A 2525-nucleotide genomic window follows, 5' to 3' on the forward strand; every position below is an offset into this window, starting at 1 on the left:
AGACCGATCCTGACCACTGGATCTTTCGCAAGCTCGCCCGCTCCTGTCTCTCCTGGTTTCAACGGGGACTGAGAAAACTCCTGCGGTTCGCTGAACTCGGGCGACCCTTGCCCTGCTTTGCACCCTCTGGATGAAACTGATAGGTGGTGAGCCGCGCACCGATAACGACCTGGAGCATCTGTTCGGGCGTTTGCGTCACCACGAGCGACGCCTCACCGGACGTAAAGTCGCCGCCCCCAGCCTGGTCATCCGGGGCGCCGTGCGGGTGCTCTCGGCCGTCCTCAGTTGGCTACAGCCCGTCACCCCCGCGCAGCTGGCGCAGGTCGATCTGGCCGCTTGGCGTGAGGAACCCCGGCAACTCGGAAAACTCCGGCAGGCGCGGGAGCTCCAGCGGCGTTTCCGCCAACACCCCGAGCCCTGCCTGGCGGCACTGGAGGAGCGGCTCGTAAAGCTGAGTTTGCCTCCATAGAAAAATGTCCAGGCTGAGCCGGTGAACGTCCGTCGCGGATGGATCGAGCGTGAGGGCGAGGTCGCGGTGATCCGGCAATGTGCCTTGGCCGGTGTCGCGCGTTCCGGGGTCGATACCCGCTCGACCGAGGAGGTCATCAGCGGGTGGGACCGGATGCTTTTAGGGTTGATCGACGCCGAGTACACCCGTTAGACGGCAGCCGGCGCCTGGTGGTCTTTCTGAAGGCGCAAGGCCATGCGGCGAATCGCAAGCGGGTGCAGCGACTGATGGGGATCTTGGGTCTCGCGGGCATGGCGTCTGGACCCGCCACGAGCAAACCCCACCCTGAGCACCCGGTTTACCCCTATCTGCTGCGCGGGGTCGAGGTCACGCGCCCGAACCAAGTGTGGAGTACGGAGATCACCGACGTCCTCCTGGCGCACGGTGTTGCCTACTTGGTGGCCATCGTCGACTGGTACTCGCGCCGCGTGCTCGCCTGGCGTCTGTCCAACACCCTGGATGCTGGAATCTGCGTGGACTGTCTGGAAGAGGCGCTCCGTGCCCACGGCAGGCCCGAGATCTTCAATACCGAAGGGGGCACAGTTCACCAGCGCGGCGTTCACGTGGGTGCTCTTGCGCGAAGGGATCGCGATCAGCATGGACGGTCGCGGGCGGGCATTGGACAACATTTTCGTGGAGCGACTGTGGCGCCGCGTCAAGGACGAAGATATCGACCTCAAGGGCTACACCAGCTTGCCCGAGTTGCTCCTGGGACTGACCGAGTCTTTCGCCTTCTACAACGGCGAACGCCCTCACCAATCCTTGGGGTACTTGACACCGGAGGCGGTCTACCGCTCGGGGGAAGGCAGGGGAGCCAAAATCGTGGATCGCTTCGGCGAGACAACACTGGGGCAGCGCCCAACCGCTGCGATTGAGGTCGGCAGCACAACTTGAATTCGGGGAACACCTGTTCCAGGGCGCGCCAGAACCCCAGGGCACCATCTCCGACCGCCAGCCGCAGCCCCGGTGAGTCCTCGCGCCTTGAGGTCACGCAGGACATCGAGCCAGGATTCGGTGGATTCCCGAAAGCCGTCGCGTATCGCCACCTATTCCTTCTTCCCCTCCGGCGTGCCCCCGATGATCACCAGCAGGCACATCCGCTCATCGTCCTGCTCACGCAGCGCGGTATCGATCCCGTCGACCCACCAATCGACATACGGTTGGTTCGCCAGCGAACGGCCGGCCCAGTTCTGGGATTCCTCCGACCATTGCGCTTTCAACCGGCTCAGGACATTGGGCGAGATCCCCTTGGCGTCCTCCCCCCAACAGCACCGCCAGCGCCTCGCTGAGATCGCCACTGGAGACGCCCTTGAGGTACAGCCAGGGAATCGCCGCCGACACCCGGGGCGTGCGCCGCACGTACGGCGGCACCAGGCTGGAGTTGAACTTCACCCCCGCGCCCGAGCGGTCGCGGACTTTGGGCACCTGCACGGCGACGGGATCAATGCCGGTAAGCACCTCGCGCTCCGGAAAATAGCCTTTGCGCACCACGGACCGGCGCCCATCGAGGAGCGTGACCGAGGCGTACTCGCTCAACAGCGCCTCGACCTCCGCTTCGACCGCCCGTTCGAGCAACTGACGCGCCCCGCGACACACCAACTCATCCAGGGGCAGACCCATCTCCCCGACCCCAGACCCCAGACCCATTCACACGTGCGACTTCGTCGGTTTGTTCGTATCCTCTTGCATGGCGCACCTTTTCATGGCTATCGTGTGTTTTTGAACAACGCCGTGGTCCGCAACGGTGCGCCGCCTTCCAAACCCCCAGCAATTCCCGGCGAAATCTTATTCAGCACGTTATTATGACAAAAAGATTGACATGCTATTCTTTTCTCCAAGAAAAACCCTCAGCATGATTCGCTGCTAAAAATGGACGATTAATCTTTGAAAGCTGAAGAACTTTGCGAATAACAAAATGGGTGATCGGCAATCGAAAAACTACGAGGTATTACAGAATGCCATGTTCTTGGGTTGAAGTCGTGAGGCTCGATGACCATTTATGATCGCTTGCCAAAAT

General features: G+C 62.0%; 1 protein-coding gene and 2 pseudogenes. 2 read left to right on the plus strand and 1 reads right to left on the minus strand.

Annotation, left to right across the window (positions count from 1 at the left end; translation table 11 throughout):
* Positions 1 to 130 precede the first annotated feature (130 nt).
* Together QZY07_RS17090 and QZY07_RS17095 are read left to right on the plus strand one after the other, a co-directional pair.
* Positions 131 to 469 carry a hypothetical protein gene (locus QZY07_RS17090; protein WP_295405348.1) on the plus strand — a complete coding sequence of 113 codons (339 nt, stop codon included), beginning with the start codon at positions 131 to 133 and terminating at the stop codon, positions 467 to 469.
* An 87-nt stretch (positions 470 to 556) separates the two neighbouring features.
* A pseudogene (locus tag QZY07_RS17095) lies at positions 557 to 1402 on the plus strand (IS3 family transposase); the annotation flags it as partial.
* On the opposite strand, the pseudogene QZY07_RS17100 reads toward QZY07_RS17095, so the two are convergent.
* Positions 1398 to 2155, minus strand: a pseudogene (locus QZY07_RS17100) (transposase); the annotation flags it as partial. The pseudogenes QZY07_RS17095 and QZY07_RS17100 sit on opposite strands and share 5 nt — an antisense overlap.
* Positions 2156 to 2525 lie beyond the last annotated feature (370 nt).

Source organism: uncultured Thiocystis sp. (genome assembly GCF_903866365.1).
In the GTDB taxonomy this organism is placed as follows: Bacteria; Pseudomonadota; Gammaproteobacteria; order Chromatiales; family Chromatiaceae; genus Chromatium.